This window comes from Streptomyces sp. NPDC057743 (assembly GCF_042798755.1).
GTDB lineage: Bacteria > Actinomycetota > Actinomycetes > Streptomycetales > Streptomycetaceae > Streptomyces.
On the sequence record NZ_JBHVJX010000046.1, the window covers coordinates 1 to 22,889 of the forward strand.

Here is a 22,889-nt window from a genome sequence, read left to right on the forward strand (position 1 = left end):
CGCCTGTGTTGTGGACGTAAAGCGAAGCAGTCCACAACACAGGCGCCGGAGGCCCACCCCCGCCACCCACCACGAACAGAAGGCGACCCCCGCCCACTACCCCCTCGGCATCCAACGGAAGACCGCAACCGCCGCCCCCGCAACCCCCACCGCCAACACCAACGTCGCCACGTGCAATCCGTCCGTGAACGCCACCACCGCGGCCCGCAGGTCGGCACCCCGGCCGCCAACGGCGGCCACCGCCGCGACCGTCGTCGGCCCGCCCGGCCCGGCCAAGGGCATCGGCAGATGCGCGGCGAAGACCGCGGTCGTGACCGTGCCGGTCACGGCGATGCCCAACGCGCTCCCCAACTCCCGGGCCAGGCTCTGGAGTCCGGAGCCCACCCCGGCCCGCTCCGGCGGCAGCGCTGCCATCATGGCGTGCGAGAGCAGCGGGGTCGCGGTGCCGCAGCCCAGCGCGGTCAGCCCGGCCCCGAGGGCGTACAACGCGTACGGCGTGCCGGCGTCGGCCGCCGACACCGTGGCCAGCCCGCCGGCCAGTACGAGCATCCCGGCGGCGACCGCGCCCCGTCGCCCGCACCACCGCTCCAGCAGCAGCCCGCAGCGCGGCCCCGCCAGCAGCGCCGCCGCCATCGGCAGCAGCCGCACCCCGGCGCTCAACGGGCCGTAGCCCTTGGCGTATTGGAGGTACTGCCCGTTGAGGTAGAACAGCCCGAACATGCCGACGAACAGCACCGCCATCCCGACCGCCCCGGCCCTCACGGCGGGGCGGGCCAGCACCCGGGGGTCCAACAAGGGGTCCGGGGAGCGCAGTTCGCGCCGGGCCCAGCCGGTCAGCAGCAGCCCGGCCAGCGCGAGCGAGCCGAGCACCCACGGGCTCAGCCAACCCGCCTGGGGCCCGCTCACGATCCCGTTGAGCAGCGCCAGGAACCCGCCGGTGAACAGCGCCGCGGCCAGCGGCGCGACCGGGCCCGGATGCCGCGCCGGCACCGGCGCGACCGCGGCGACCAGCGCCCACGCGCCCACCGCGATCGGCAACACACAGACGAACAGCGCCCGCCAACTCCCGTACTGGATGGCCGCGCCGCCGCCCACGTTGCCCAGCACCGCCGCCAGCCCCGTCATCGCCGCCCAGACCGCGATGGCCCGGCGCCGCGGCCCGTCCGTCAGCCCGTCCACCAGCAGCGCCAGGGTGTTCGGCAGGACGGCCGCGGCGCCCACCCCGCTGAGCATCCGCCCGGCGATCAACACCTCGACCCGCGGCGCCGCCGCGCACACCGCCGAGCCGACGACGAAGACCGCCATCCCGCACAGCAGCACGCCCTTGCGGCCGCGCCGGTCGGCCAGCGCCCCGGCCGGCACCAACAGGCAGGCGAAGACCACCACATAGCCGTCCACCACCCACACCACCGCCTCGGCCGACGGGTGCAGCGGCCCGGCGGACAGGTCCGGGATGGCCAGGTTGACCGCGGAGACCATCCCCACCACCAGCGTCACGCACAGGCACATCGCGACCGTCACGGACCGCCGCGGCGCCACCACCGGCGGCCGCTGGCGCGCTCCCTGGAGCACCCGGCTCACCCCTCCCGCACCCGGTCGAGCCGGGCCCGCAACGTCAGCCGGTCCCCGCGCAGATGGATGAACTCCAGGTCGGCCGGCCGCCCGTCGGCCAGCCGCGTCAGCCGGTCCACGGCCAGCACCGCGCCGCCGGCCGGCATCTGAAGCACCCCGCACGTCGCCGGGTCGCCGACCACCGCCCGCACGGCCACCTCCGCCGACCCCAGCGGCCGCCCGGCCGCCCGCTCGATCAGCTCGAAGACGTCCCGGCTCTCCAGCCGCGCCCGCCCCAACGCCAGCAGCGGGTCGCCCACTTCGGGGATGAGGTAGGTGCAGTCCAACGACAGCGGGGTGCCGTCCACCCGGCGCAGCCGCTCCAGGTAGACCGCCTCGCTCCCCTCCGGAAGGCCCAGCCGCCGCGCCACCGAGGCAGGCGCCCGCACAGTCCGCGCCGCCCGCACCTCGTTGACCACCGTCCCGTGCTGCTGCAACACCTCGGCCAGCCCGGACAGTTCGCCCAACGGATGCTCATAGGTCCGGCCGACCACCACCGTCCCCACCCCGCGCCGCCGCTCCACCAGCCCCTCGTCGCGCAGCAGCCCCAGCGCCTCCCGGACGGTGTTCCGCGAGGTCCCGAACTCCGCGATCAGCGCCCGCTCGTCGGGCAGCACGCCCCCGGGGAACGCGCCCCGCAGCACCTGCCCGCGCAGCACGTGCGCCACCCGCCGCGCCCGGTCCGCGCGCGTCAGGTCCTCCCCCGCCCCGGCGTCGTCCGCCATCGCCGCCTCCTCCCGCCCGGCTGCCAACGCCCCGACGCTAGGCAAGCCCCGTTACGGCCGCGTTACGCCACCCATCTTGACCTGCACAAATAGCTGACCTGCGGGTTCGGGGAAGTCTCCGGGCGCTGCGCCACTCCCGGCCGGCCACCGTTACCGTGACAAGCACTCCCGAGCCCCCCGGGGACGGGAGGAGGAGAGGAAGGAAGACCGCCCCATGAGCACCAAGTCCGCGCCGTTCGACGAGCTGGACCGCAAGATCGTCGCCGCGCTGATCGAGAACGGCCGGGCCAGCTTCGCGGAGATCGGCTCGGCCATCGGCCTCTCCCCCACCGCCGTCAAACGCCGGGTGGACCGGCTCCGCCAGAACAACGTGATCACCGGCTTCTCCGCCACCGTCCGCCCCGCCGCCCTGGGCTGGCTCACCGAGGCGTACGTGGAGGTGTACTGCGACAGCGCGGCCCCGCCCCGGCGCCTGGCGGAGGTGGTCCGCAACCACCCGGAGATCGCCGCCGCGATGACCGTCACCGGCGGCGCCGACGCCCTGCTGCACGTCCGGGCCACCGACGTCGAGCACTTCGAGGAGGTCCTCGAACGCATCCGCACCGAGCCGTTCATCCGGAAGACCATCAGCTACATGGTGCTCTCGCACCTGATCCCGGACAGCCCCGAGGCGGGCGCCCGCCGCCGCCCGGGCGACCGGACCGCCGCCCGCGAGGGCGCCCGAGACCGTCCTCAGGCACCCCAGCGCGCCACAAACCAGCGCTAGCTGCCACCCATAAGCAGCATTCCTGCGCCCTTACGCAGCACTCTTTTCTTGTGACCGGAATCGACCGCTCCTTACCGTGGATTGCCCCAGGTGACGATCTCTCACGGAACGTCACAACAGGAAGCGGAGGCCCCATTCCGTGTCCACGATCCGTCCCGCCGACGCGCGCCCCGGCGCGCGTCGCACCCCCCGTCCCCGGCGCTACCTGGTCTGCCGGCCCACCCACTTCGACGTCCGGTACGCCATCAACCCCTGGATGCAGGAGGCGGCCGAGGTCGACACCGCGCTGGCCGGCCGGCAGTGGGCGGAGCTGGTCCGCGCCTACCGGGAGCACGGCCACACCGTCGAGGTCATGGAGCCGGCCCCCGACCTCCCCGACATGGTCTTCGCCGCCAACTCCGCCCTCGTCGTCGGCGGCCGCGCCTTCGGCTCGCTCTTCCACGCCCCGCAGCGCCGCCCGGAGTCCCGCGAGTACGAGATCTGGTTCAAGGCCGCCGGCTACGACCTCTACCGGCCCGAGTCCCCCTGCGAGGGCGAGGGCGACCTCGTCCCGGCCGGCGGCTACCTCCTCGCCGGCACCGGCTTCCGCACCACCCGCGAGGCACACGCCGAAGTCCAGGAGTACTTCGGCCTCCCGGTGATCAGCCTCCACCTCACCGACCCGTACTTCTACCACCTGGACACGGCCCTCTTCGTCCTCGACGACGGCGCCCCCGACGGCGGTGCGGGTACCGGCGGCGGGGCGAGGCCGGCGGACGGCCCCCGCGCCGCCGCCCTCGCCTACTACCCCGGCGCCTTCTCCCCCGGCAGCCGCGAGGTGCTCCGCCGCCTCTTCCCCGACGCCGTCCTCGCCACCCGCGACGACGCCCTGGCCTTCGGCCTCAACTCCGTCTCCGACGGCCGCCACGTCTTCATCGCGCCCCAGGCCACCGGCCTGATCGACCGGCTCACCGCCCGTGGTTATGTCCCCGTCCCCGTCGACCTCTCCGAGTTCCACAAGGCCGGCGGTGGCATCAAGTGCTGCACTCAGGAGCTGCGCCCATGACGACCGCACCCACCCGCACCGCCGACCGGTCCTCCGCCGAGCTGATCGAGGCGGAGTCCCCCGTACTGGCCCACAACTACCACCCGCTCCCCGTCGTCATCGCCCGCGCCGAGGGCGCCTGGGTCGAGGACGTCGAGGGCCGCCGCTACCTCGACATGCTGGCCGGCTACTCGGCCCTGAACTTCGGCCACCGTCACCCGACGCTCATCGAGGCCGCCCACCGCCAGTTGGACGCCCTCACCCTCACCTCGCGCGCCTTCCACCACGACCGCCTCGCCGGCTTCGCCGAGGGCCTGGCCCAGCTCACCGGCCTGGACATGGTCCTCCCGATGAACACCGGCGCCGAGGCCGTCGAGAGCGGCATCAAGGTCGCCCGCAAATGGGCCTACGAGGTCAAGGGCGTGCCCACCGACCAGGCCACCATCGTCGTCGCCAGCGGCAACTTCCACGGCCGCACGACCACCATCGTCAGCTTCTCCGACGACGAGGACGCCCACGCCGGCTTCGGCCCCTACACGCCCGGCTTCCGCACCGTCCCCTACAACGACCTCGCCGCCCTGGAAGCCGCCCTCGACGACACCACCGCCGCCGTCCTCATCGAGCCCATCCAGGGCGAGGCCGGCGTCCTCATCCCCGACGACGGCTACCTCGCCGGCGTCCGCGAACTCACCACCCGCGCCGGCTGCTTGATGATCGCCGACGAGATCCAGTCCGGCCTCGGCCGCACCGGCACCACACTGGCGGTGGACCACGAACGCGTCCGCCCCGACGTCGTCCTCCTCGGCAAGGCCCTCGGCGGCGGCATCGTCCCGGTCTCCGCCGTCGTCGCCCGCCGCGAGGTGATGTCCGTCCTCGGCCCCGGCCAACACGGCTCGACGTTCGGCGGCAACCCCCTCGCCGCCGCCGTCGGCACCGCCGTCATCGACCTCCTCTCCACCGGCGCATTCCAGGCCCGCGCCGCCGAGTTGGGCAAGATCCTCCACTCCGGCCTCACCGACCTCCTCGGCCACGGCGTCACCGCCTTCCGCTCCCGCGGCCTCTGGGCCGGCGTCGACATCGACCCCGCCCTCGGCACCGGCCGCACTCTCAGCGAACGCCTCCTACGCGAAGGCATCCTCGTCAAGGACACCCACGGCTCCACCATCCGCCTCGCCCCACCGTTGACCATCACGGAGGACGAACTGACGTCGGCCATCGAGACGTTGGGACGCGTACTGGCCTGACGCGCGCGTCCCCACGGCACCCCCGCTCCCCCTCCAGGGGCGGGGGTGCCGTCACGTCGCTCCCCACCTTGGCCGGTCGCCGCGCCCTCACGGCCACTGCACCACCGCCATCGAGGCCACGAACACCCCGACGACCGACAGCGGCGCCGCCAACGCGAACATCGTCCGCCGCCCGGCGTTCCGCCGCTCCCACCCCACTCCCCAACTGGCGAGCAGCAACGCGGCCGGCACCAGGAACCCCACCTTCAACACCGTCACCGCCGTCGACACGCTGGCATCGAACCGATGCGCCACCCCCTCGCTGCACGCATCACACGCCATCGCCGAGAACCCCACGAAAACCAGCGCAAAGAACCCCCCGACCAAGGTGACCACGGTCGAGACCAACGGGCCCACCCAGGCCCGCGAGTCCCGCTCTTCTCCTGACAGCAGCGACATCTCTTCCATGCACGAGAGGCAACCCGCACCGCTCCCCTCCCGCATGAGCCCGCGTACTCAATCGCCCCTGAGTCGTGCACGAGGCCGAGATCAACTGGCAGGGTCATCTTCACCGAGTAGGCATCACAAAGACCCAAGCACGGAGAGCGCAGCGTCGGTGACCTCTTCCATCGATGCCACCTCCATTTCCTCACTCCTTGGGTCCGTTGATTCAATGCGATAACGCCCATCACGGAGCGGCATGATGAAGATTTCCCCGGCAGCCCGGTCTGAGTAGTCCTTGGCGAGGCGCAGGGTTCCGCGACTCAAGAATGGGAACAGTGCACGCAATTGACTGTTCGAGCGGAGTTGGCGCAACAGAGGCCACACGGATGAAAACTGCTCATCCTCAACGAGCCGATTCCATTGAAACGAAACGGGGTCACCGCTTTCCCGCGCCTCCGCCAATTCATCGTAGTGCATGAATGGAAAACGAGCGCTCAACTCCCGGACCCGCACCCCTCCTTGCCACGCTTCCAATACCTCGACCACCGTTAGTAGACTATCCGTACCACCACTCGCCCACGAGTAGCCATCACCCTCGATGCTGATGGAAAACCAACGCTCTTCCACTCCAAGGAAAATTAGTACGGGCCCCCGCTCAGATTCCACCCTGGCGGTAACATATCGCCCTTCCCCGGATTCAGAGGCGGGGCGGATCGCGCCCAACTCAACGCCACCCTCTCGGGAAGTCTGCGCAATCGCAGATACAAGACCGCCACACCGGATCAAATCAGGGTACAATTCAGCGCTCACAGTCGACAAGACGTGCGAACCCCTCTCGCCATCTTCCACCATTCAAGCACACCTTTCGAATCCATTTTCCAAATCCACCGCTCTAGATCCCACCATAACAAGGCCAGGCGCCCCCAAGGGTGGACGTCGAACGCATCAATCAAAGAAGGGAATCACTCTCCCGAAACTTCCCCAGTCTGGTTCGGGAACATGAACAACCTTGCCGTCACGATCATAGAACTTGACGGAGTCCCATTCGCGGTACCCGTGCTTCACCGCCCTTGCTATCCACCCCATCTCTTCCTCCGTCGCATGCGGAGCTATCCCCTTTTCATGCCCCAAACCCCTTTTCGCCATCCCCTCGAATCCACCCGAGAACCCCTTCATGCTCACGTGGATTTTCACTGAACTATCCTTGATTGCGTCTAGCACCGGCCCTCGCCATTCATCCGCGGAGAGGCCCATGAAGTGCCTGAGCCCCCTGTCGTTGGCGAATGCCTCGATTCCATGATTCTGATATCCAAGGGCCACTTCACAAGGCGCCAGGCCGAGCGGGTCTGCCCAAGTGAACGGGTTGGATACGTAAGCGACAGGGTTGGGGGATGGGTCCAGGCCGAGCGGATCGAGAGTGAGATAGCGGCCGGTTTCAGCGTCGAAAGTACGGAAGTAATTGTAGTGGAACTGCGTCTCTGGGTCGTAGTACTGCCCTGGAAACCGCAACGGCGTATAAGCAGCTGCGTCCCCGTTCCAGCTGGTTGCACCCCAGAGAGTCGACCGAGAGCGCCAAGCAACATTACCGGATTCGGACACGAGTTCAGCCGGGGCGCCAGCAATATCCGTAACCAGTGAAAAGAAGCGCTGGTCAATGACTTGTTGAGGCGCCCGAAGTGAACCCGATGCATAGAATTTGCATTCGTTTTGAGTTAGAGGAGCAAGGCCCTGATGGTCCCAGGTGAGGGCAACTACCTCTTCTGCGTCAGTCGACTTGGTGGACTGTTCAGCGAGGGTGGTTCCATCCCAGGCAAAATCGGTTTGCTCAGTGACCGTTGCGCCGTCAGCAGTGAGGTGCTGTTTGGCTATTCGCCGGGAAAAAGGGTCGTGCAAGTAGCGCCAGATGGTGCCATCAGGAGTGACGACTGACGCGAGGCGGTCTTCGGTGTTCCAGGTATAGCGCCACACGTCTGGCTTACGCGAAAGTCGCGTCTTCCGACGGAGGGTGACCCGCCCCAACCCGTCGTGCTCATACCGAATGCGCCCCGCGCGAGTAATACGCGTGCCCTCATAGGTGCGCTCGCCGCGGGCCGAAGCGTTCGGGTGGGTGTCGGGCCAGGCCGCGTATGTCTGGTTGCCCGCCTCGTCGTAGGCGTAGGTCTCCGTCCAGTCCGTGGCGCGGACGGATGTGACGCGGCCGGTGGGGTCGAGGGTGAAGGTGCGGCGGCCGGTGTGGGAGTCGTCGATGGTGGTGAGGTGGCCGTCCGGGCGGTAGGTGTAGGCCCGTTGGAGGATCTGTTGGGCCTCGGGCTGGGTGGTGCCGGTGGCCGCGGTGGTCAGGGACTGGCCGGTCAGGCGGCCGGTGGGGTCCCAGGTGTGGGCGAGGTGGAGGGTGCCGCCGATGGTGCGGGTGAGTTCCTGGCCGGCCGCGTCGTACTCGAACCGCAGGGGGTGGCCGGCGATGTCCATCCCGGTGCGGTTGCCGGCGGCGTCGTAGGTGTAGGTGGTGGTGTGGCCGGTGGGGGTGGTGCGGGAGGTGCGGCGGCCCAGGGCGTCGTAAGTGAACGTCATGGCGCGGCCGTTGACCGTCTCCGAGGTCACGCGGCCGAGGGCGTCGCGGGTGTAGGTGACGGTGGCGTCGGGATTGGTCGCCTGTTGCAGATACCCCGCGGAGTCGTGGGCGTAGGTGGTGATCAAGCCCGCGGCGTTCTTCTCGGTGATGCGGCCGAGGGCGTCGCGAGTGTAGGTCGTCGCCTCGCCCAAGGCGTTGGTGCGAGAAGCGAGTTGGCCCGCCGCGTCATGGGTGTACCGCAGGACGCGGTCGTCGAAGTCGGATTCGGATATGAGGTGGCCGGCGGCGTCGTAGGTGTAGTTCCAGGTGAGGCCCTGGGGGTTGGTGACCTGGGTGAGGCGGAGTTCGGTGTCGTGGGTGAACTCGTAGCGGGCGCCGTCGGGGTCGGTGCGGGCGGTGAGGAGGTCGAAGTGGGTGTAGGAGAAGTGGGTGGTCTGGCCGACGGCGTCGGTGTGGGTCAGGCGGTTGCCCTCGCCGTCGTAGGTCCACGTCTCGGTGGCGCCGGTGGGGTCGGTGCGGGCGGCGAGTTTCCCGTCGGCGGTCCACTGCATGTGGGTGGTTGCGCCGAGGGGGTCGGTGACGGACGTGGTGCGGCCGAAGGCGTCGCGGTGGTAGTGGGTGGTGTGGCCCAGGGGGTCGGTGACGGCGAGCGGGAGGCCGGCGGCGTTGCAGGTGATGCGGGTGGTGTTGCCGAGGGCGTCGGTGAGGGAGGCGAGGTTGCCGCGGGGGTCGTGGGTGTAGGTGGTGGTGACGCCGGCGGGGTCGGTGGTGGCGACGCGAAGGCCGCGGGAGTCGTAGGCGTGGGTCCAGGTGGCGCCGTCGGGGCCGGTGGTGGTGAGGGGGTTGCCGTGGGAGTCGTAGGCGGTCGTCGACGTGGAGCCGTCGGGGAGGGTGACCGCCACCGGGCGGCCCGCGTCGTCGTAGGTGAAGCGGGAGGTGCGGCCGAGTGGGTCGGTGGTGGCGAGGATCCGGTGGTGGGTGTCGCGGGTGGTGCGGGTGGTGGCACCGGTCGGGTCGGTCGTCGCGACGATCTGGTGGCGGTCGTTGACCTGGTAAGTGGTGGCCTCGCCCAGGGAGTTGTGGTGCACGTTCGTGCGCAGGCCGGTGTCCGGGTCCGGCTCGCCCCAGGTGTAGTGGGCGCGGAGGTGGCCGGCGACGCCGCCCTGGGAGACGCAGCGGTCCGCCTCGTCGTAGGCGTAGGTGTAGCTGCTGTGGTTGGTGTCGGTCCAGGAGGTGATACGGCCGGCGTCGTCGTAGGTGAAACGGAGCGGGTGCTCGGAGGAGGGCTTGGTGACGGTGGTGAGGTTGCCGAAGGCGTCGTAGCCGTAGGTGGCCAGGAGTTGGTCGCTGCCGTCGGGGGCGGCGCCGGCCAGGTGGAGGGCGGTGATGCGGTCGCCCTCGGCGGTCAGCAGCAGGCGGTAGCCGCCGCTGTGGGTGATGGCGGTGGGGGTGCCGTCTTCGGTGTAGTCGAAGGTCTGGTGGTTGCCGTACCGGTCGGATATCTCGTCCAGGAGGGCGAGGTCCTCGGTGTGGGTGGTGAAGTAGCGGCGGATTCCGGTGGCTTGGTCGACGAGGAAGTAGTCGCCGTCGGGGGTGCGGGAGAGGGGTGCGCCGTCGCCCTCCACGGGGAGGGTGGGGACGCCGACCGCCGGGTGCGGGTAGAGGAGGAAGTTGCCCTCCTCGCCGAGGAGGATCACGCCCTCGGCGTCGATCTCCAAGCGCTGGTCGAGCGTGCTCATCCACCCCCGGCCGAACCAACGGCCGGTGCGGTAGGACGACTCGAAGGTGCGGGTGAAGGAGAGCGGGAGGCTCCCCGGGAGGGAGACGTCGGTCTGGGGCAGGATCATCCGGCCGGTGGCCATGTCGATGGGGTCGCTGCCGAAGGTCTTGCACCAGCCGGTGCGCAGGCGGTCCCGGATGGTCCGCTTGCCGCCGTTCTCGACGGCGGTACGGGCGGCGCCCTTGAGCGCGTCCTTCGCTCCGGCCCGCACCGCGCCCTTGGCCAGCCCGCCGGCTCCCTTGCCGCCGACGAGGTTCACCAACATGGCGCCGGTCGCGTCCAACGGGTCGCTGCCCCAGCCCGAGCCGAGCATGCCCTTGGCCGTGTCGATGGGGTGCATCGGGGCGCGGGCCAGGCCGAGGAGGGTGGTGGAGACGTTCGAGGCGAACTGGAAGGGGTGGGAGATGTTGTAGGGGTCGAGGGGGTTGACCGTACGGGCGAGCTTCAGGGTGTCGGCGGCGGCCTTGATCGCCCCGCCGGCGATGTGTCCCTGCTCGATGACGAACGCCTTGCCGGCGTCCTGCAGGCCCGCGCTCGCCAGGTCGGTGAACTGCGGCTTCTCGGGGGCGTGCGCCAGGGCGCCCTTGATGGCGCTGCGGGCGCGCTCGGCGGCCTCGTCGCGCTGGCCGCGGGCGTTCTTGAGCATGTCCTGCGCGGCCTGGCGGCCCTCGGTGCCCGGGTCGACGAAGTCGCCGGGCCAGGTCGGCTGCGGGCCTGGATCGTCACCGCGCTCGACCGCGGCGTTGTACCGCTCGCCCTGTGCCGCGTACTCCTGCATCTTCTGGTTGTAGGCGTGCGCGGCCTGCTCGCTGTCGTGCTGCGCCTTGCGGTACTTCGCGCTCGCCTCGGCGGCCTTGCCCTGCGCCCATGTCACCGTCTCCGCATACGACTTCAGCGCCTTGTACGCGTCGTCGCAGGCGTCCGCGGCGTGCATCCACTGCTTGGGGTGCATCTCGAACGCGTCGTGGAAAGCCTCGGCGGCCTCGCCGCTCCAGCCCTCGCGCGAGTCCAGTTTGCGCATCCCCTCGGCGACGCGGTTGAACGCCGCCGCGAAGTCCTTCAGATGGGAGACGGTCTCGTGCACCTTCTCCGCGTCGCCGTGGATGAGTTGTTGGGGATCGTCGGTCTCGTCCAGCTGCCGCTCGTCGACGTGCGCGCCCAGTGCGCCGGCCAGCTTGTCGCCGCCCGAGCGGACCGAGTCCGCGGCGCCGTCCGCGCCGATCGCCTCCAGCCCGTCGCCCAGCTTGTCGGCCCCGAACTCCGCGACCTCGCCGGCGCCGCGCTCCACGGCGTCCGTGAACGCGCTCGCCCCCTCGCCGACCTTGTTGACGGCGTCCCCGAACCAGCTCACTTCCCGCTACCCCTGTGCGTCTGGTCCGGCCCCCGGAACTCGGCCGTGGTCTCGGGCGCTTCCTCGCCTCCGTGGGCCAGTCGGTCGGGGATCGAGGTCACGTCGTCCCCGAACTCCCCAGCCGCCTCCTGCACCTTCTGGAAACCCTCCCTCGACTGCTGCGACGTCGGGTCCCAGTCGGCGTGTTGGAACTGGGTGATCGGGTTGTCGGCGAGGACGTCCCCCCAGGACGTGCCGTGCAGTTCCTTCGCCGACTTGGTCGGGTCGCCGATGGCGGCGTTCACCCCGTCCTTCAGGACGTCGGAGACGTACTGCTCCTGCTCGTAGTACAGGCCGGCGGTGAGCCGCAGCTTCTTGGAGAAGGCGTTGGCGTCCTGCATCAGGTGGTAGACGCCCCAGCCCCATCGGTCGCAGAACGACGAGAAATCCGAGGCCAGCCCGTCGTCGCCGCATTCCACCGCACCCAGCGCCAACTTGTCGAAACCTCGCCCCAGTTGTGCCTCGATATCGAAGCCCAACTCCTTCAGCTCGCTCATCGCGTCGTTGATGCCCTTGGTGAGCTCCTTGATGGCATCGGGGTCGAAGTGGTAGCCGTTTCCGTTGATCAGGCCCATGGTGACGACTCCCCCTTGGGCGCCGCGCTCGCTGCAACGACGGCCGGCGGGGCGGCCCGGTCTTCGTCGGCCGGGTCATCGCCCGCGCCCACCGCGACCCGCTCGGGGACGATTCCGGACACCGGGGGGAACAGCATGCCCCGTTCACTTCCGGCGTCCAGAGCTACGCCCGTCGGGCCTTCGAGGGCGGGAATCAGCACGTCGAGGACCCGGGCGCCGCTCGCGGTGAGGTACTTCCACTCCGTCCCCGGCCGGCTGCCGCGCGTCACGGCAAAACGGGAGAGCGCGTCCTCGTCGGTGAACGCGTAGAGCCAGCGGATGCCGTCCAACTCGGCGGAGAGAATGGCCTCGTCGACAGTCGGGAGTATGACAGTTGTGCGGCGGAATTCGCCGACCAACGCAGCCGGATTCGGCTGCCCTTCATGAAATGAAACCACCTCGTCCGCCAATGACATCAGCGGTCCCTCCCCCATGCGTTCGCCCAACTCCGCTGCCCGACCCACTCTGGCACAGGGCACTGACAACGCCGTCCGAAGCGGTGGACGAATAAACCGGCCGGGAGTTCCTTTTGCTTTCAATCAGCTTTGGAGCGGCAGGACTTCATGCGGAGCTGACCGCGGCCCTCACGAGTGCCTCGGCCGTCTTGCGGGCCGTGTGGGCCGGTGCCGGGGTGCCCGTGAGGGCGGCGGTGGTGATGGCGCCCTCGATGAGGAGGGCGAGTTGGTCGGCCAGGGCGGCGGGGGGCAAGGGGTTCAGGGGGCGGACGAGGTCGGTGAGGTAGGCGTGCAGGGCCTGTTTGTGGTCGCGGGCGATGCGGGCGATGGCGTCCGAGGTGGCGCCCAACTCGCCGTGGGCGTTGAGGAAGGCGCAGCCGCGGAAGTCCGGGGCGGCGAACCAGGTGGCCAGCCAGTCGAAGACGGCGAGGACGCGAGCGGTCGGGGTGGCAGCGTGCGCGTCCACGAAGGCGGCGAGGGCGGCGCGCCAGCGCGCGTCGCGGCGGCGCAGATACGCCTCGACGAGGTCGTGCTTGGCGGGGAAGGTGCCGTAGAGGCGCTTGAGGGAGACGCCGGCGGCGGTGCGGAGTTGGTCCATGCCGACGGCCTGGATGCCGCGCGCGTAGAAGAGTTGCTCGGCGGCGTCGAGGATGCGTGTCCGTATGGCGTCGTGGTCCGACACGGGGCCTGCCTTCCCTGGAGAACGATCGTTCTCTAGGGTAGCGGTGACGGAGAGAACGATCGTTCTCCCGTTCGTTCGGGGCCACTTGTCCAGTGGCCCAGAGGTGCAGCGGCCCAGAGGGAGTCTTGCCATGTCCGAGGCGTTTGCCATGTCCGCAGGGTCGGGAGCGCCCGTGGCCCGGCCGCCGTTGCCCCCGTTCGACGAGGCGGGGGCCCGGCAGAAGGTGCAGGCGGCCGAGGACGCCTGGAACAGTCGGGATCCGGAGCGGGTGGCGCTCGCCTACAGCGCGGACTCGGTCTGGCGGAATCGGGACACCTTCCTCACCGGGCGCGCCGAGATCGTCGCGTTCCTGCGGCAGAAGTGGGCGCGGGAGGTGGAGTACGCGCTGCGGAAGGAGCTGTGGTCGTACGCGGGGAACCGGATCGCGGTGCGGTTCCAGTACGAGTGCCGGGACGGGGAGGGGCAGTGGTGGCGGAGTTACGGCAACGAGCTGTGGGAGTTCGACGAGTTGGGGTTGATGCGGCGGCGGGAAGCGGGAATTCACGATGTGCGGATCGGGGAGGGGGAGCGGCGGATCTTCGGGGCGCGGGGAGAAGAGGAGCGGGATGCGCTGATTCCCCTGCGGTGAGTGGGAGTTGGGGCGGCGCGCGAGGCGGCGAGGGGGACTGTCACACCTCGGTCGTATGGTGGGTTGGGTAGGAAGTTTGAGCGTCTTCACAGGGGAAACGCGAGGTACATGATGTCGTTCCTGAGCAAACTGAAGCGTCAGCGCGCCGAGTTGCTGGAGCAGCGCCGGATGGAGGCCACCATGGCGGCGGGCATGCGGGGCGCCGGCCTCGAGGAGGCCAAGCGCGCCGGAGACCGGGCGGCGCGGGGCAACACCAACGCCGCCATAGCAGGGGCGGCGGCCTCCTCAGCAGCCGCGGGCGGCTGCTGACGCCCGGCGCCGCGCGCTGACTTCGCCCTCACTCGCCGAGCAGCAGCGGCAGGCTCCGCTGCGTCCGCTCGTCGCCCGGCATGCACACGAACAGCTTGACGCCGGGCGCGTCGAGTGCGGCCAACTTCGCGTAGTCGAAGGTGAGGTCGCCGGCCCGGGGGTGGTGGAAGGTGCGGCGGCTGCTGCCGAGGTCCGCCAGGTGATGCGCCTCCCACCAGGTGGCGAACTCCTCGCTGCGCGCGGCGAGTTCCTTGGTCAGTCGCGCCACCCGCGGATCGCCGAACCGTTCACCGGCGTCGGCCCGGAACTGCGCGACCAGGTCCCGTGCCTGGCCCTCCCAGTCGGCCAGTAGCGTCCGCATCGTCGGGTCGGTGAAGACCAGCCAGAGCAGGTTGCGTTCGTCGGGGGCGAGTTGGCCCGGGTCGCCGATCAGGCCGGCCTCGGCACGGTTCCAGCCGACCAGGTCCCAGTTGGTGTCGAGCAGATAGGCGGGGTGCGGGTCCAGGGCGTCCACCAGGCGTTGCAGGGCGGGCCCGGGGCCGCCTCCGGGCGGTTGCTCCGGGGGGAGTTCGCCGGCCAGTGCGTACAGATGGCGCTGCTCGACCGAGCTGAGCATCAGGGCGCGCGCCAGGCTGGCGAGCACCTGACGGCTGACGCCGATGTCCCGCGCCTGTTCCAGCCAGGTGTACCACGTGACGCTGACGCCGGAGAGTTGGGCGACCTCCTCGCGGCGCAGCCCGGGGGTGCGACGGCGCGGCCCGGCCAGGATGCCCGCCTCGCGCGGGGTGATCCGCTCCCGGCGCGCCCGCAGGAACTCCGCGAGGGCGCGCCGCCGGTCCTGGTCGGACATGGGCTCCTCGGCCCTCCTCGGGGGTCGTGCGGGCGGGCGTCCGACCGGACCGGGCCCGCGCACGTGCCGCGCCGTGCCGGCCAGACACTGGTGGGAAAAACACCAGCATAATCGCTCTCTGTACGGCCGTTGGGGGCTGCGCGAGCGTGGCCGCATGGCTCAGACACCGCCTCCGACCGGGGCCGCGCAGACCGCCCCGGCCCCGCTTCCCGACCCTCCCGCGGCCGCGCCCCGGGGTGCCCTCCCGCTCGTGCTCACCGGCGCCTTCATGGCCGTCCTCGACACCTTCATCGTGCTGGTCGCGGCGCCCGCCATCCAGGCGGACCTTCGCGCGTCCGACGCCGACGTCCAGTTGATCCTCGCCGGCTACCAACTCACCTACGCCATCGCCCTGATCACCGGCGCCCGGCTCGGCGACCGGTTCGGCCGCAAGCGGCTGTTCCAGACGGGGATGGCGCTGTTCACCGTCGCGTCGGTGGGCTGCGCGCTGGCGCCCGGGGCGGGGTTCCTGATCGCCGCCCGGCTGGTCCAGGGGCTGTCCGCGGCCGCGATGTTCCCGCAGGTCTTCGCGCTGCTCCAGGTGCTGGTGCCGGCCGAGCGGCGGGCCCGGGCGTTCGGGGCGCTGGGCGCGGTGATCGGCCTGGCCGGCGCCGTCGGCCAGGTGCTCGGCGGCGTGCTGGTCTCCGCCGACCTCCTCGGCTCCTCCTGGCGGCCGGTCTTCTGGGTCAATGTGCCGGTCGGGGTGGTGACGGTGGCGCTCACCGCGCGCTACGTGCCGGAGTCCCGCGCTCCGCAAGCGCGCCGGCTCGACCTGCCAGGCGCCGGGGTCCTCACGGTGGCGTTGGGGCTGCTGGTCGTCCCGTTGGTCGAGGGGCGGCCGGCCGGCTGGCCCGTGTGGACGTGGCTCAGCCTGGCCGCCAGCGTGCTGGCGTTCGCGGCGTTCGTGCTGGTGGAGCGGCGGGTGGCGGCGTCGGGCGGGGAGCCGCTGGTGCGACTGCGGCTGTTCCGGGAGCGGCCCTTCGCGGTCGGCATGCTCCTGGTGCTGCTCACCTACGCCGGCATCAACTCCTTCTTCCTGGTCTTCTCGCTGACCCTCCAGGACGGGCTGGGGCAGGACGCGCTCGGCGCCGGCCTGTACTACACACCGTTCGCGGTGGTCTTCTTCGCCGCCAGCCTGCTCGCCGGCCGGCTGGCCCACCTGGGGCGGCGGGTCCTCCAGATCGGCGCGCTGCTCGTCGTCCTCGGCTTCGGCTCGACCGTCGCGCTGTCCACCGCTGCTGGGTCCGGCCTGGCTGCCGGGCAGTTGGTCGCGCCGCTGGCCCTGGTCGGCGCGGGCAACGGCCTGTTGGTGACGCCCCTGCTGGGCGCGGTCCTGGCCGGCGTCCGCCCCGAGGAGACCGGGCTGGCCTCGGGCGTCCTCTCCACCGGCCAACAGATCGGCGGCGCGGTCGGGGTGGCCGTCATCGGCGTCCTCTTCTACGGCGCCCTCGGCCCCGCCGCGCACCAGGACGCCGCCGCCTACGGCCACGCGCTGACCTGCGCCCTGACCGCCAACGCCGCCCTGGCCGCGCTGGTCGCCCTCCTCCTGCCGCTCCTCCCCCATCCGGCGACCCGGCGCGGCTAGGGCCTGCGGCAACCCGCACCCCAACTCGCCGCCCTCCCGCCATAGGCCGCCGCCCCCCGGAGCGCTATGGTCAGATTCCAGAGAACGCAACGGGGGAGGGCAGCGATCAATGGCCCGGGATGAAGCCGTGGTCGGCTGTACCGGAGTGCTGCTGATCGCCGCGCGCGGGGCTGCCGGACCCGGTGAGGTTCTGGTACGGATCCGGGGTGGCTCCGAGACGTTCCTCGCCTGGTCCCCCGAGCCCCTGCCAGTGGGGGCGACCGTGCTCGTGATCGAGTCCCGTGGCAACCGCCAGGTCAACGTCATCGAGTGGGCCGATCCGTTGGACGCGTCGGCCGGTGACGCCGGCGACGCTGGTTGAGGAGACAAGTGATGTTCGGTTACCGCGTTCCTTCCCCCGATCAAGCCATGCTGATCTCCGGTGGCAGGCGGGGACAGGGCGGGGCGCCCTTCCGGGTGGTGACCGGCCACGGCAAGTTCGTGCTGCCGGTGTTCCGCAAGGTCCGCTTCCTGACGCTGGCGATGTGCGAGTCCGAGGTGGCCGAGAAGTGCGTGACGCGGCAGGGCATCGCCCTGACGGTGCGCGCCGTGATCGCGTTCAAGGTCGGCAACGACACCGAGAGCATCGTCAACGCCGGCCAGCGCTTCCTGTCCGACCAGGAGCAGATGTCGATCCTGACCGGCCGGATCTTCGCCGGTCATCTGCGGTCCATCATCGGCTCGATGACGGTCGAGGAGATCGTCACCGAGCGGCAGAAGCTGGCCACCGAGGTCCTGGAGACCTCCAAGACCGAGATGGCCAAGATCGGCCTGATCGTGGACTCGTTGCAGATCCAGTCGATCGACGACGGCGACACCGGCTACATCGAGGCGATGTCCGCGCCGCACAAGGCGGCCATCCAGCGCCAGGCGCAGATCGCCCAGGCGCAGGCCACCCAGGCGTCCGTCGAGGCACAGCAGGAGGCGGCGCGTAACCAGGCCGAGTACTCCCGGCAGACCGCGGTGGTCCAGGCCGAGTACTCCGCCGAGGTGGACCGCGCGCAGGCCCGCGCCTCGCAGGCCGGCCCGCTCGCCCAGGCCCACGCCCAGCAGGAGGTCCTGGCCGCGCAGACCGAACTGGCCGAGCGCCGCGCCCAGTTGCGCCAGCAGGAGCTGGTCGCCGAGGTGGTCAAGCCGGCCGAGGCGGAGGCCGAGCGGATCAAGCTGCTGGCCACGGCCGAGGCGGAGCGGATGAAGATCCAGGCCGAGGCCGCCGCCTCGCACGACCGGGTCGCGCTGGACCGGATGCTGATCGACCAGCTCCCGCAGATCGTCAAGGAGGCGTCCGCGGGCCTGGCCAACGCCAATGTCAACGTCCTCAACGGCACCGACGGCCTCGGCGAGATCGCCGCCGGCCTGGTCGGCCAGGGCTTGACCATCCTCGACTCGGTCCGCCGCAACCTCGGCACCCCGGGCGCGTCCGGCAACGACAACGCCGCGGCGAACGGCAGCGGGAACGGCAACGGCGCCGCACACAGCGGCCGCGTCGAGATCGAATAGCACCACCGTGCCACCCCTCCCGGGGGCGAGCCGCCGCGGCGCCCGCCCCCGGGAGTCTTACGCTCCCCGCGGCCGCGGCTCCTCCGCGTGCTTGTCGCGGACGTAGCTCACCAGCCGCTCCAACACCGCCTTCGTGGTGCCGAGATCGGCGTCGTCGAAGTCGCTGAGCGCCTGGCGCAATCCGGCCAACCGGGCCGCCTGGAAGCTCTCCAGGACGGCCTTGCCATGCGGGGTGATCGCCACCCGGCGGGCCCGCCGGTCCTGCTCGTCCGTGGTGCGCTCGACCAGGTCCTGCGCCTCCAACTCGCCGATCTGCCGGGTGACATGCGGCGGCTCGACCATCAACTGCGCCGCCAGGTCGCCGACCCGGCTGACGCCCCCGCTGTCCGACAGCGCCATCAGCAGATAGAGGCCGGACCGACCGGCCGAGATGCCCGCCTCGTTCGCGAACCGCTCGTGCGCCCGCGAGCGGGTGAGCAGATAGGACAGCGTGGCCAGCACCTTCTGGAGGGCGGCGGTGGAGTCCTGGGCGGGTGCGGGGTCCGACATGGGGGAACTGTAGCCGCCCCCGGTGCCCGGATCCGCCGCGGTCCGTACCAGGATCGGCCCACCCCCGCCCGTACGGTTCGAGCCAACTTCGGTCATGCCGCGATCAGTCCTTCCCTCTTCCGCCGTGCCCGGGTTAGCGTGGTCACAACTTAGTTACCTAAGTTAGGTAATTAAACCCACGCGGAAGGACCGGCCGCATGACGACCGCAGAACGCACCGCTCCCCCCGAGACCCTCACCGTCCCCGCCAGCCGCGCCCCGGGCTGCCCGTTCGACCCCGCCCCTGCCGTCACCGACGCGGCCCGCACCGAGCCGATCACCCGGGCGACCCTCTGGGACGGCTCCCCCTGCTGGCTGGTGACGGGCTATCAGGACGTCCGCACGGTGCTCGGCGACCCGCGCTTCAGCGCCGACGGCCTGCGCCCCGGCTTCCCCTTCCTCGCCGCCGGCGCACGCGAAGTCATCGGCCAGAAGCCGACGTTCATCCGCATGGACGATCCGGGCCACGCCAAGCTGCGCCGGATGCTCACCGCCGACTTCATGGTCAAGAAGGTCGAGGCGATGCGCCCCGAGGTGCAGCGCCTCGCCGATGACCTGCTGGACCGGATGACCGCCGGGCGCAACTCAGCTGATCTGGTGCGGGAGTTCGCGCTGCCGCTGCCCTCCCTGGTGATCTGCCTGCTGCTCGGCGTCCCCTACGAGGACCACGAGTTCTTCCAGGAGCGCAGCGGAATCCTGCTCGCGCTGCGCTCCACGCCCGCCGAAGTCAAGGCCGCGCTCGACGAGTTGGTGGAGTACCTGACCCGGCTGGCGCAGGCCAAGCGGGAGCGGCCGGACGACGGCATCGTCAGCCGGCTGGTCGCCCGCGGCGAGCTCTCCGACGGCGAGATCGCCTCCATGGGGCGGCTGTTGCTGGTCGCCGGGCACGAGACCACCGCCAACATGACCTCGCTGGGCACCCTGGCCCTGCTCCGCAACCCCGACCAACTCGCCCGGCTGCGCGCCGAACCCGGGCTCATCAAGGGGGCCGTCGAGGAGCTGCTGCGCTATCTGACGATCGTGCACAACGGCGTCCCCCGGATCGCCACCGAGGACGTCGTGGTGGGCGAGCGCACCATCCGCGCCGGCGAGGGCGTGCTGTGCATGATCAACTCCGCCAACCGGGACGCGGCGGTCTTCCCCGAGGCCGACGCCCTCGACGTGACCCGGGACGCCCGCCGGCACGTCGCGTTCGGCTTCGGCGTCCACCAGTGCCTGGGCCAGCCGCTGGCCCGGGTGGAGCTCCAGATCGCCCTGACGACGCTGCTCCGTCGGCTGCCGGAGTTGCGCCTGGCCATCCCGTACGAGGAGGTCCCGTTCCGCGGCGACATGCAGATCTACGGGGTCCACTCGCTGCCGGTCGCCTGGTAGCCCCGGCGCCCGCGCCCCAACCACCGTCCGCCACCCACCACTTGGGAGCACCGACCATGCGCATCCATGCCGACCAGGAGAAGTGCTGCGGCGCCGGCTCCTGCGTCCTCGCCGCCCCGGACGTCTTCGACCAGCGTGAGGAGGACGGCATCGTGGTCGTCCTCGACCCGGCGCCGCCGGCCGCGCTGCACGACGCGGTCCGCGAGGCGGCTGCCATCTGCCCGGCCGCCGCGATCACGGTGACCGACTGACCGGCCGCAAACCGACGGGCGCGCGCCCCGGCCCCGCACTTCCCGGCGGGACCGGGGCGCGCCCGTCCGCCCTCGGACAGTCCCTAGGCCAGGCCCGCGGCCAGCGCGCGCAGCGCGTCCTCGGATCGCGAGCCGGGAGTCGCGTGGTGGGTGACCAGGAGCTGCTCCGGGTCGGCCGCCACGCTCAGCGTCTCGTAGGTCACGGTCAGCGGGCCCACCACCGGGTGGTTGAGCTGCTTCACGCCGGAGCCCTTGCCCTGCACGTCGTGCCGGGCCCACAGCCGGCGGAACTCCCCGCTCACCCCGGACAGTTCGGCGACCAGCCCGGCCAGTGCGGGGTCGTCCGGCGCCCGCCCCAGCTCCCGCCGGAGCAGCCCGACCACCACCTCCGCCTTGCCCTCCCAGTTCACGTACAGCGCACGGGTCGCCGGGTCCAGGAACACCTGCCGGGCGAGGTTGCGCCGCTCGCGGGGCATCGCGGGGAAGTCCCCGAACAGGGCGCAGCCGAGCCGGTTCCAGCCGATGATGTCCAGGCCCCGGCCCACCACGAACGCGGGGACCAGCTCCAGCGCGTCCAGCACCTGCCGGCAGGCCGGCCCGACCCGCTGCGGACGGGCGGCCGGACGCAGCCGCCGGGCGGCCGGGCGGGCGAGGTGCCGCAGATGGTCGCGCTCGGTCGGGGTGAGCCGCAGGGCGGTGCCGATCGCGTCCAGCACCGCGTCCGAGACGCCCGCGCCCCGGCCCTGTTCCAGCCGGATGTAGTACGCCACGCTGACCCCGGCGAGCTGCGCCAGCTCCTCGCGGCGCAGCCCGGGCACCCGGCGCCGCCCGTGCTCCGGCAGCCCGACGTCCGCGGGCCGCAGCCGGGCCCGCCGCGAGCGCAGGAACGCGCTCAGCTCGGTGCGCCGGTCGACCGCGGGGCCCGGCTGGGTGGTTCCGTCAGTAGTAGGCACGGGGTTCATATGTTCAAGGGTGCACTGGTTACCGCCCTCGTGACGCCGCATGCTCGGTGGCATGACCCACACCTCTGTCGCCGCGTACGCCGCCCCCGCACCGAAGGCTCCGCTGGAGCGGATCACCATCCCGCGCCGCGAGCTGGGTGCGCACGACGTCCTGATCGACATCAAGTTCGCCGGCATCTGCCACTCCGACATCCACACCGTCCGCGCCGAGTGGGGCGACGACGGCAACTTCCCGATCGTTCCCGGCCACGAGATAGCCGGCGTGGTCTCGGCGATCGGCTCCGAGGTCACCCGCTACGCCGTGGGCGACCGGGTCGGCGTCGGCTGCTTCGTCGACTCCTGCCGCACCTGCGACAACTGCCGCGCCGGCCTGGAGCAGTACTGCACCGGCGAGCTCGGCACCGTCAACACCTACAACGACACCGACCGCAACGGCGAGCCCACCTACGGTGGTTACGCCACCCACGTCGTCGTCGACGAGAACTACGTCCTGCGCATCCCCGACGCGCTCCCGCTGGACGCCGCCGCCCCGCTGCTCTGCGCCGGCATCACCCTCTACTCCCCGCTCGCCCACTGGGGCGCCGGCCCCGGCAAGAAGGTCGCCGTCGTCGGCCTCGGCGGGCTGGGACACATGGGTGTCAAGATCGCGCACGCGATGGGCGCCGAGGTCACCGTCCTGAGCCAGTCGCTCCGCAAGAAGGACGATGGCCTGCGGTTCGGCGCCGACCACTACCACGCGACCAGCGACCCGGCCACGTTCGAGGCGCTGGCCGGCACCTTCGACCTGATCGTCAACACCGTCTCGGCCAACCTGGACCTCAACGCCTACCTCGGCCTGCTGCGCACCGACGGCACCCTGGTCCAGCTCGGCGTCCCCGAACAGCCGCTGCCCATCGTCCCGTTCGCGCTGATCGGCGGCCGCCGGTCGTTCGCCGGCTCGCTGATCGGCGGCATCGCGGAGACCCAGGAGATGCTCGACTTCTGCGCCGAGCACGGCCTGACCGCGGACATCGAGGTGATCGCGGCGGACCGGATCAACGAGGCGTACGAGCGGGTGCTCGCCAGCGACGTGCGCTACCGCTTCGTGATCGACACCGCCACCATCTGACCCACACACCGTCCGGGCCGGCGCCCCCACCGCCGGACCCGAACACGGCAAGCGCCCGGGACCGCCCCCACTGGCTGTCCCGGGCGTTGTGCGTGCCGTGACCCCAGGCACTGCACCCACTCTACTTGGAAACGGTACCCATTTCCATATAGCCTCCCACTCGATCGTGCACCCGTCCCGAGCCCCGGAGGCCCGCCACCATGGCCGTACCCAAGCGCAAGCTCTCCCGCAGCAACACCCGCCACCGCCGCGCCCAATGGAAGGCCACCGCGCCCCAGTTGGTGCCGGTCACCATCGACGGCGTGGTCTACCAGGTGCCGCAGCGCCTGGCGAAGGCGTACCAGCGCGGCCTGCTCGACCCGAAGGGCTGACCG

23 protein-coding genes are annotated in these 22,889 nt (G+C 71.1%); 12 read left to right on the forward strand and 11 right to left on the reverse strand.

What is annotated here, in order from left to right:
- Positions 1-96: 96 nt before the first annotated feature.
- Positions 97-1,572 carry an MFS transporter gene (locus ACFVFQ_RS33735; RefSeq protein WP_383423491.1) on the reverse strand — a complete coding sequence of 492 codons (1,476 nt, stop codon included), beginning with the start codon at positions 1,570-1,572 and terminating at the stop codon, positions 97-99.
- 5 nt (positions 1,573-1,577) lie between these two features.
- On the reverse strand, positions 1,578-2,336 hold the full coding sequence (locus ACFVFQ_RS33740; RefSeq protein WP_383423605.1) for a GntR family transcriptional regulator: 759 nt from the start codon (positions 2,334-2,336) through the stop codon (positions 1,578-1,580).
- A gap of 214 nt (positions 2,337-2,550) precedes the next feature.
- Between ACFVFQ_RS33740 and ACFVFQ_RS33745 the strand changes: the two genes are divergently transcribed.
- The 3 genes from ACFVFQ_RS33745 (at position 2,551) to rocD (ending at position 5,370) form a co-directional block, all read left to right on the forward strand.
- Positions 2,551-3,102 carry an Lrp/AsnC family transcriptional regulator gene (locus ACFVFQ_RS33745; RefSeq protein ID WP_383423493.1) on the forward strand — a complete coding sequence of 184 codons (552 nt, stop codon included), beginning with the start codon at positions 2,551-2,553 and terminating at the stop codon, positions 3,100-3,102.
- A 139-nt stretch (positions 3,103-3,241) separates the two neighbouring features.
- Entirely contained in the window at positions 3,242-4,147 is a 906-nt protein-coding gene (gene ddaH / locus ACFVFQ_RS33750; protein WP_383423495.1) for a dimethylargininase, read from the forward strand.
- Positions 4,144-5,370, forward strand: a complete 1,227-nt coding sequence (gene rocD, locus ACFVFQ_RS33755; RefSeq protein ID WP_383423497.1) for an ornithine--oxo-acid transaminase — start codon at positions 4,144-4,146, stop codon at positions 5,368-5,370. The genes ddaH and rocD overlap by 4 nt, the downstream gene beginning before the upstream one ends.
- A gap of 87 nt (positions 5,371-5,457) precedes the next feature.
- Here rocD and ACFVFQ_RS33760 read toward each other — a convergent pair whose 3' ends face one another.
- The 6 genes from ACFVFQ_RS33760 to ACFVFQ_RS33785 all read right to left on the reverse strand — a co-directional run bounded on the left by ACFVFQ_RS33760 (position 5,458) and on the right by ACFVFQ_RS33785 (position 13,286).
- A complete protein-coding gene (locus ACFVFQ_RS33760; RefSeq protein WP_383423499.1) occupies positions 5,458-5,817 on the reverse strand; it encodes a hypothetical protein in 360 nt (119 codons plus the stop codon).
- Between the two features lie 114 nt (positions 5,818-5,931).
- Positions 5,932-6,420 carry a DUF6193 family natural product biosynthesis protein gene (locus ACFVFQ_RS33765; protein ID WP_383423501.1) on the reverse strand — a complete coding sequence of 163 codons (489 nt, stop codon included), beginning with the start codon at positions 6,418-6,420 and terminating at the stop codon, positions 5,932-5,934.
- Positions 6,421-6,738: 318 nt separating this feature from the next.
- Positions 6,739-11,496 carry a putative T7SS-secreted protein gene (locus ACFVFQ_RS33770; RefSeq protein ID WP_383423503.1) on the reverse strand — a complete coding sequence of 1,586 codons (4,758 nt, stop codon included), beginning with the start codon at positions 11,494-11,496 and terminating at the stop codon, positions 6,739-6,741.
- Positions 11,493-12,110, reverse strand: coding sequence for a hypothetical protein (locus tag ACFVFQ_RS33775; protein WP_383423505.1), 618 nt, complete (start codon positions 12,108-12,110; stop codon positions 11,493-11,495). Before ACFVFQ_RS33775 ends, ACFVFQ_RS33770 begins: the two co-directional genes overlap by 4 nt.
- Positions 12,101-12,565 carry an SseB family protein gene (locus ACFVFQ_RS33780; RefSeq protein ID WP_383423507.1) on the reverse strand — a complete coding sequence of 155 codons (465 nt, stop codon included), beginning with the start codon at positions 12,563-12,565 and terminating at the stop codon, positions 12,101-12,103. Before ACFVFQ_RS33780 ends, ACFVFQ_RS33775 begins: the two co-directional genes overlap by 10 nt.
- A gap of 145 nt (positions 12,566-12,710) precedes the next feature.
- Positions 12,711-13,286 carry a TetR/AcrR family transcriptional regulator gene (locus ACFVFQ_RS33785; RefSeq protein ID WP_383423509.1) on the reverse strand — a complete coding sequence of 192 codons (576 nt, stop codon included), beginning with the start codon at positions 13,284-13,286 and terminating at the stop codon, positions 12,711-12,713.
- 130 nt (positions 13,287-13,416) lie between these two features.
- Between ACFVFQ_RS33785 and ACFVFQ_RS33790 the strand changes: the two genes are divergently transcribed.
- Positions 13,417-13,914, forward strand: coding sequence for a nuclear transport factor 2 family protein (locus tag ACFVFQ_RS33790; RefSeq protein WP_383423511.1), 498 nt, complete (start codon positions 13,417-13,419; stop codon positions 13,912-13,914).
- Positions 13,915-14,022: 108 nt separating this feature from the next.
- Positions 14,023-14,223, forward strand: a complete 201-nt coding sequence (locus ACFVFQ_RS33795) for a hypothetical protein (RefSeq protein WP_383423513.1) — start codon at positions 14,023-14,025, stop codon at positions 14,221-14,223.
- A 28-nt stretch (positions 14,224-14,251) separates the two neighbouring features.
- Here ACFVFQ_RS33795 and ACFVFQ_RS33800 read toward each other — a convergent pair whose 3' ends face one another.
- Positions 14,252-15,073 carry a helix-turn-helix transcriptional regulator gene (locus tag ACFVFQ_RS33800; RefSeq protein ID WP_383423516.1) on the reverse strand — a complete coding sequence of 274 codons (822 nt, stop codon included), beginning with the start codon at positions 15,071-15,073 and terminating at the stop codon, positions 14,252-14,254.
- Between the two features lie 154 nt (positions 15,074-15,227).
- Between ACFVFQ_RS33800 and ACFVFQ_RS33805 the strand changes: the two genes are divergently transcribed.
- The 3 genes from ACFVFQ_RS33805 to ACFVFQ_RS33815 all read left to right on the forward strand — a co-directional run bounded on the left by ACFVFQ_RS33805 (position 15,228) and on the right by ACFVFQ_RS33815 (position 18,236).
- Complete coding sequence (locus ACFVFQ_RS33805) at positions 15,228-16,697, forward strand: MFS transporter (protein ID WP_383423518.1); 1,470 nt, start codon at positions 15,228-15,230, stop codon at positions 16,695-16,697.
- 109 nt (positions 16,698-16,806) lie between these two features.
- Positions 16,807-17,058: a hypothetical protein gene (locus tag ACFVFQ_RS33810; RefSeq protein WP_383423522.1), complete on the forward strand. Its 252-nt coding sequence runs from the start codon at positions 16,807-16,809 to the stop codon at positions 17,056-17,058.
- Positions 17,059-17,069: 11 nt separating this feature from the next.
- Entirely contained in the window at positions 17,070-18,236 is a 1,167-nt protein-coding gene (locus ACFVFQ_RS33815; RefSeq protein ID WP_383423525.1) for a flotillin family protein, read from the forward strand.
- Between the two features lie 57 nt (positions 18,237-18,293).
- Here ACFVFQ_RS33815 and ACFVFQ_RS33820 read toward each other — a convergent pair whose 3' ends face one another.
- Positions 18,294-18,785 (reverse strand): MarR family winged helix-turn-helix transcriptional regulator, encoded by a 492-nt coding sequence (locus ACFVFQ_RS33820; protein WP_383423528.1) that lies wholly within the window; start codon positions 18,783-18,785, stop codon positions 18,294-18,296.
- Between the two features lie 197 nt (positions 18,786-18,982).
- On the opposite strand from ACFVFQ_RS33820, the gene ACFVFQ_RS33825 reads away from it, so the two are divergent.
- Entirely contained in the window at positions 18,983-20,194 is a 1,212-nt protein-coding gene (locus ACFVFQ_RS33825; RefSeq protein WP_383423531.1) for a cytochrome P450, read from the forward strand.
- A gap of 56 nt (positions 20,195-20,250) precedes the next feature.
- Positions 20,251-20,445 carry a ferredoxin gene (locus ACFVFQ_RS33830; protein ID WP_039634416.1) on the forward strand — a complete coding sequence of 65 codons (195 nt, stop codon included), beginning with the start codon at positions 20,251-20,253 and terminating at the stop codon, positions 20,443-20,445.
- An 83-nt stretch (positions 20,446-20,528) separates the two neighbouring features.
- Here ACFVFQ_RS33830 and ACFVFQ_RS33835 read toward each other — a convergent pair whose 3' ends face one another.
- Entirely contained in the window at positions 20,529-21,407 is an 879-nt protein-coding gene (locus ACFVFQ_RS33835; RefSeq protein ID WP_383423534.1) for a helix-turn-helix transcriptional regulator, read from the reverse strand.
- A gap of 52 nt (positions 21,408-21,459) precedes the next feature.
- Here ACFVFQ_RS33835 and ACFVFQ_RS33840 point away from each other — a divergent pair, with 52 nt between their 5' ends.
- Together ACFVFQ_RS33840 and rpmF are read left to right on the forward strand one after the other, a co-directional pair.
- Positions 21,460-22,515 carry an NAD(P)-dependent alcohol dehydrogenase gene (locus ACFVFQ_RS33840; protein ID WP_383423536.1) on the forward strand — a complete coding sequence of 352 codons (1,056 nt, stop codon included), beginning with the start codon at positions 21,460-21,462 and terminating at the stop codon, positions 22,513-22,515.
- Between the two features lie 200 nt (positions 22,516-22,715).
- Positions 22,716-22,886, forward strand: coding sequence for a 50S ribosomal protein L32 (gene rpmF, locus ACFVFQ_RS33845; RefSeq protein WP_383423538.1), 171 nt, complete (start codon positions 22,716-22,718; stop codon positions 22,884-22,886).
- Positions 22,887-22,889 lie beyond the last annotated feature (3 nt).

Excerpts from the sequence above, each read along its gene's own strand:
- ACFVFQ_RS33740 (WP_383423605.1), bottom strand. The coding sequence starts at position 2,336 with ATGGCGGACGACGCCGGGGCGGGGGAGGACCTGACGCGCGCGGACCGG.
- ACFVFQ_RS33745 (WP_383423493.1), top strand. The coding sequence starts at position 2,551 with ATGAGCACCAAGTCCGCGCCGTTCGACGAGCTGGACCGCAAGATCGTC.
- rocD (WP_383423497.1), top strand. The coding sequence starts at position 4,144 with ATGACGACCGCACCCACCCGCACCGCCGACCGGTCCTCCGCCGAGCTG.
- ACFVFQ_RS33760 (WP_383423499.1), bottom strand. The coding sequence starts at position 5,817 with ATGGAAGAGATGTCGCTGCTGTCAGGAGAAGAGCGGGACTCGCGGGCC.
- ACFVFQ_RS33775 (WP_383423505.1), bottom strand. The coding sequence starts at position 12,110 with ATGGGCCTGATCAACGGAAACGGCTACCACTTCGACCCCGATGCCATC.
- ACFVFQ_RS33780 (WP_383423507.1), bottom strand. The coding sequence starts at position 12,565 with ATGTCATTGGCGGACGAGGTGGTTTCATTTCATGAAGGGCAGCCGAAT.
- ACFVFQ_RS33790 (WP_383423511.1), top strand. The coding sequence starts at position 13,417 with ATGTCCGAGGCGTTTGCCATGTCCGCAGGGTCGGGAGCGCCCGTGGCC.
- ACFVFQ_RS33795 (WP_383423513.1), top strand. The coding sequence starts at position 14,023 with ATGATGTCGTTCCTGAGCAAACTGAAGCGTCAGCGCGCCGAGTTGCTG.
- ACFVFQ_RS33800 (WP_383423516.1), bottom strand. The coding sequence starts at position 15,073 with ATGTCCGACCAGGACCGGCGGCGCGCCCTCGCGGAGTTCCTGCGGGCG.
- ACFVFQ_RS33805 (WP_383423518.1), top strand. The coding sequence starts at position 15,228 with ATGGCTCAGACACCGCCTCCGACCGGGGCCGCGCAGACCGCCCCGGCC.
- ACFVFQ_RS33810 (WP_383423522.1), top strand. The coding sequence starts at position 16,807 with ATGGCCCGGGATGAAGCCGTGGTCGGCTGTACCGGAGTGCTGCTGATC.
- ACFVFQ_RS33815 (WP_383423525.1), top strand. The coding sequence starts at position 17,070 with ATGTTCGGTTACCGCGTTCCTTCCCCCGATCAAGCCATGCTGATCTCC.
- ACFVFQ_RS33820 (WP_383423528.1), bottom strand. The coding sequence starts at position 18,785 with ATGTCGGACCCCGCACCCGCCCAGGACTCCACCGCCGCCCTCCAGAAG.
- ACFVFQ_RS33825 (WP_383423531.1), top strand. The coding sequence starts at position 18,983 with ATGACGACCGCAGAACGCACCGCTCCCCCCGAGACCCTCACCGTCCCC.
- ACFVFQ_RS33830 (WP_039634416.1), top strand. The coding sequence starts at position 20,251 with ATGCGCATCCATGCCGACCAGGAGAAGTGCTGCGGCGCCGGCTCCTGC.
- ACFVFQ_RS33835 (WP_383423534.1), bottom strand. The coding sequence starts at position 21,407 with ATGAACCCCGTGCCTACTACTGACGGAACCACCCAGCCGGGCCCCGCG.
- ACFVFQ_RS33840 (WP_383423536.1), top strand. The coding sequence starts at position 21,460 with ATGACCCACACCTCTGTCGCCGCGTACGCCGCCCCCGCACCGAAGGCT.
- rpmF (WP_383423538.1), top strand. The coding sequence starts at position 22,716 with ATGGCCGTACCCAAGCGCAAGCTCTCCCGCAGCAACACCCGCCACCGC.